Here is a 4,390-nt window from a genome sequence, read left to right as displayed (position 1 = left end):
CAGTGAGCCGAAAAATTGAAATATCAAAGAACTTATTACGTATTATGTTTGGTAATCATCAAATTCATATTGTCCAAGCTGCCGAAGTTTATCTACGCATTCAAACCAATCTTTTCCTTCAATTTTGGAAACTATATCCGTAATGCATTGTTCGATCAAATCCCTGTCACCGTTCAGGATTCGAACAATCACATTTGTATCCAGCAGGTTACCATTCATTCGGCTCGATTCTCCTGCATTCGTCGATTGCGCGCATCATTACATCCGCATCCTCGTCGTTTATTACCCCGCAGAATTCTTCAAGTGGATTTTTTGCTCGCGCACGCCTAGAAACTATGAACAGGGCAAAATCATACAATTCTTTCTGCTCGGTTGCCGTCATTGTGTCATACATTTCCAATAATGCTTCACCCATAATAGCCTCCATGCTTTATTATGACATGAGCCAAAGAGTTTTGCATTTTCTTTACTCCCATAAAAACATATTTTTTGACATACGCATTCTTTATCAAAGAACAATCTTTATTCACGCCTTGAAAGTCTATAATGACGAACAATTAAAATCCCATAGCCTAAAAAAGAGAGAAGTGTTGATATTCCTAGCAAAATTAGATACTTAGAAATATCTATTGTAAAAAGATTTGATTTAATAGAAGCTTTGTTGACCACAATAAAATATAAGCTTGTTATGCAATATCCAAAATAAATATTTGCAAAAAAGAAAACGAACCTAAATTTTTTATCTAAAAAAAGTATTTTTATTACCTCAAGCAAACAAAATACTATAGAGTAAATCACAAAGTTTCCAAAAGATATTTTTCCAAACCCCAAAAGCCAATTGACAAATAGAGAAATCATATAGCAAACGGTAAAAATCACCGCATCGGCAATATGTAAAGTCAAAGGGTTATTTTTCTTCATTTTGTACGACCTCTTGCTTTGTTCTAAAATCATAATGTTTCACAGTAACTTCATTGGGATGCTTTTTTACATATTTGTTTAATGAATCTAATAATCCTTTAGGAGTACTGCAATTTTTAATTTCCGCAGAATAATTTTCATTAAGAACTTTCGATGCCAATGTCGCACAAGACATCCAAGAACGACCATCAATTTGGCCAATTGCTGTTCTTATATTTTTCTCTTTTTCTGGCAATTTCAATTCAAAAGTTGTTAACTTTTCATCAGTATTCCAATAGTTTAGATATGCATTAATTGATATAGGAGCTTGCATTCCATCGAGTATGTCAGCAGGACGAGCGCCTCCGTATGAACCGCTAGCATCTAGCATAAGGCTCTTTTTAGGATCTTTATCATTTATACACATAATGAATGCATGCTCGCCAAAAGTCTTTCCCCAAACGGTGTCAGATGTTGAAATACCTACAATTATTTTCCTTCCATTCGGGTCCGTATACTTAACAGGGTTGTTGCCCGCGTAGTGGTAACAATTGAGATTGATTGGACTGACAGACCGCAAATCTCAATGGATTTAAGGCACTTTCGTGCCTTAAATTCCCCTTTTTGACTGCAGAAAAGCAAAACTCAGCTCAGGTTTTAAAATCCTCCGTTAAGAATTTTATCGGCGGAAAACTTCCGTCAGCGAAAAATTCTAAAACCACTCGTCAGTTGATTCGGAGAGGTTTTAGAACGGTAAAAACTACGCTATATGTAGCGCAATCCTTTAATTTCCCCGGAAAAGGCACTTTTTGTGGCGGGCTTTCCGGGGAAAAGTGGATTTTTGGTATTCCTACAAATCGCGATTTGTAGGGGAAGTGGCGGCATTGCTCTTGCATATCAAACAAATTCTACAGGGTGAATATTAACATCCCAATGAGGTCTGATGCCTTCCTCGATAAAAAGCTTCAAAAGTTTTTTGCTGATTATGTATATTCCAGCTATACGAGATGAATTGCGTTCATAAAGTTCAGTAAAATCCAACAAATCGCTTTTGGATTCTTTATGAAGTTTTACCGTATTTTCTGGTATACCGACACCCCTTTTACAATTGCAGCCTGTATCAGGCGTTTTTACATACCGTAAATCAAGTGCATTCTTTACAATTTTAGTTGGCTTCATTTGAAAATTTGTTTTTGAAGCCAGACCTTTATAGTTAAGCAATTCCCAAAAATCAACTCCAGTTATATTCTGGTGAGTGATTTTTTCTCTCAGCTCGGAAGAAACAATCCAATATCGACTAGTGGGAGTTACAAACTTTTTTGAAGCATGTTTTGTCGATAGACCTTTTACAACGAATGGAGCAATTTGTTTTAGTCCCTCTTTGCATTTCGGACAGTAATCTGTGTAATCAAAAGATGCATTTCCATTCATCTTGAATTCAAAATCAATAAAATCTATGCAGGTATCAGTCTTTCTCTGTCCGTTACAATAAAAGAAATCAAAGCCCATTAATTCACTGTCCGTAAAATAATTTAAATTCAGACCAATTTCATATTTACCAACAGTATTCAAATATGACAGAACTTTATCAGCTTCTTCATCTGTAATGCCATCAAAACAAATAAATGGACTTGCATAAGATATTTTTCCATTAATCATCTTTTTTAGACATTTAATCAGTTCATTGTTTATTTCAAATCTTGCAGTCAAATTTATTTCCCTTTTCATTTTGCCCTCTTAAAATGAATTTAGCCATTGCTTTGTAACTTCAAGCATTTCCGGAAAGTCTTTATATATATCTTCTGCCTTTTTTAATATCTCAGTTTTTACAGCTTACTTATTAAACTTTGCATATCAACCAAACGCGTCTGAGGTCTCGCTGAATATGCTTTCTCCATGCATCCGGCATAAACCTTGTCCTGTCCACTTGCAATAGATTTTAAAAATCCGAAAAATTCCCTTGGACTACCAAAAGGGACAATGTCATTTCCATCCGGGTCCACATACCGCACCGGATTGTTGCCCGCGTAGTGGTAACAATTGAGATTGATTGGACTGACAGCCCGCAAATCTCAACGGATTTCAGGCACTTTCGTGCCGTAAATTCCCCTTTTGGCTCAAGAAAGACAAAAATCAGCTCAGGTTTTAAAATCCTCCTTTAAGAATTTTATCGGCGGAAAACTTCCGTCCGCGAAAAATTCTAAAACCACTCGTCAGTTGATTCGGAGCGGTTTTAGGACGGCAAAAACTACGCTATATGTAGCGCAATCCTTAATTTCCCCCGGAAAAGGCGCTTTTTGTGGCGGGCTTTCCGGGGGAAAGTGGATTGTTTGGACTTCCTACAAATCGCGATTTTGGGGAAGTAAAGTGAGTGGTATTTGCGGTCCACTCAAGGTTCACTACAATATTGCTTTTTTATGAACGAAAGGCAGCGTTGTGAAGGTTTTGTTTTCGAGCATGCTTATCAGCCTGCAGGCAGTTCCTGTGGGCCGGTTCGTTCCTTTTTCCCATGCTTCCACAGTTTTTGTTGAAACTCCCATGTAGTCTGCAAACAGAACCTGTGTCATTCCGACTGAAGTGCGGATTTGTTTGATTTGGGCATTGTCGTATTTCTTTACGGGCAGAATCTCGTAAACGGTCTTACGACCTTTTAGGATCCCGCTCTCAATAGCGACAGCCTCATTTAAACCTGTCATCAATTCATCAAAAAAGTCACTCATTTTCCTGCCTCCAGTTTTTTGCAGCCTCGGCTTTCAGTACGGCTATAGCTTTCTTAACGGCGTTTTTCTCAGCGTCCGTAAGGTTCGGTTTCTCATCCTTTGAGAACACCTGAATCAAGTAGGTCTTCTCGAAAGATGCAAAATCAACATAGCACACTCGCGCACTGCCACTTTTGCCACGCCCATCAAATGCATAGCGAATTTTTTTCAATCCGCCAGTACCGATCATCGTATCTCCAGCATCGGGATTCTTGATGAGGAACTGCTGAAGCTCAGCCAAATCATCATCCGTAAATCCCAACGAAAACCATTTTTTTGTGAATGACGGAGTTTCTATAAATTCCCTTTTCATCTTATACAGTTTACCCTATTTTATAGGGGTAGTCAATATTTCAGCAGATTGTCGAATACTGACACAAAAAAGTCCAATACAAAAACTGATTACTCCATTTCATTAATCTTTTTACAATAACTGAGGCGGGTTATATAAAAAAAGAAAAGGACCGATTATAAGCACAAGAATAAGTGAAATAAAAAATAACACTATTGGCAAAATCGATAATAAGCCAAAGAAAAATCCCGCTTTTGCAATTCCAGATTTTACGGCAATTTTTTTTCTCACACAAATGTTGCAAATAAAACTTGCGATTACAATGAGAAAAAAATAGGAGTACGGAGAACGTCCGAAGTCTATACCATTTTTTCTATAAGCCCAAAAAAAAGCGCAAAGGCTTATAGTTCCGAGAAACCCACTAACGCCTAAAACAAAC

At 37.3% G+C, this 4,390-nt stretch carries 7 protein-coding genes; all 7 read right to left on the bottom strand.

Features of this window, described 5'->3' with window-relative positions; translation table 11 throughout:
• Window positions 1-42: 42 nt before the first annotated feature.
• The 7 genes from JI65_RS16450 to JI65_RS16420 all read right to left on the bottom strand — a co-directional run bounded on the left by JI65_RS16450 (window position 43) and on the right by JI65_RS16420 (window position 3,972).
• Window positions 43-219 carry an Imm8 family immunity protein gene (locus JI65_RS16450; protein ID WP_191018252.1) on the bottom strand — a complete coding sequence of 59 codons (177 nt, stop codon included), beginning with the start codon at window positions 217-219 and terminating at the stop codon, window positions 43-45.
• Window positions 209-415, bottom strand: a complete 207-nt coding sequence (locus tag JI65_RS16445) for a hypothetical protein (RefSeq protein WP_191018251.1) — start codon at window positions 413-415, stop codon at window positions 209-211. The genes JI65_RS16450 and JI65_RS16445 overlap by 11 nt, the downstream gene beginning before the upstream one ends.
• A gap of 107 nt (window positions 416-522) precedes the next feature.
• Window positions 523-921 (bottom strand): hypothetical protein, encoded by a 399-nt coding sequence (locus JI65_RS16440; protein ID WP_191018250.1) that lies wholly within the window; start codon window positions 919-921, stop codon window positions 523-525.
• Window positions 908-1,327 (bottom strand): hypothetical protein, encoded by a 420-nt coding sequence (locus JI65_RS16435; RefSeq protein ID WP_191018249.1) that lies wholly within the window; start codon window positions 1,325-1,327, stop codon window positions 908-910. Before JI65_RS16435 ends, JI65_RS16440 begins: the two co-directional genes overlap by 14 nt.
• A 470-nt stretch (window positions 1,328-1,797) precedes the next feature.
• Window positions 1,798-2,628 carry a hypothetical protein gene (locus tag JI65_RS16430; RefSeq protein WP_191018248.1) on the bottom strand — a complete coding sequence of 277 codons (831 nt, stop codon included), beginning with the start codon at window positions 2,626-2,628 and terminating at the stop codon, window positions 1,798-1,800.
• A 671-nt stretch (window positions 2,629-3,299) separates the two neighbouring features.
• Window positions 3,300-3,620, bottom strand: a complete 321-nt coding sequence (locus tag JI65_RS16425; protein WP_191018247.1) for a helix-turn-helix domain-containing protein — start codon at window positions 3,618-3,620, stop codon at window positions 3,300-3,302.
• Complete coding sequence (locus JI65_RS16420; protein ID WP_191018246.1) at window positions 3,613-3,972, bottom strand: type II toxin-antitoxin system RelE/ParE family toxin; 360 nt, start codon at window positions 3,970-3,972, stop codon at window positions 3,613-3,615. Before JI65_RS16420 ends, JI65_RS16425 begins: the two co-directional genes overlap by 8 nt.
• Window positions 3,973-4,390 lie beyond the last annotated feature (418 nt).

The sequence above is a fragment of the Treponema zioleckii genome, assembly GCF_014737315.1.
GTDB lineage: Bacteria > Spirochaetota > Spirochaetia > Treponematales > Treponemataceae > Treponema_D > Treponema_D zioleckii.
Note: the sequence above shows the minus strand (reverse complement) of the source record. Positions and strands in the feature narration are given on the sequence as shown.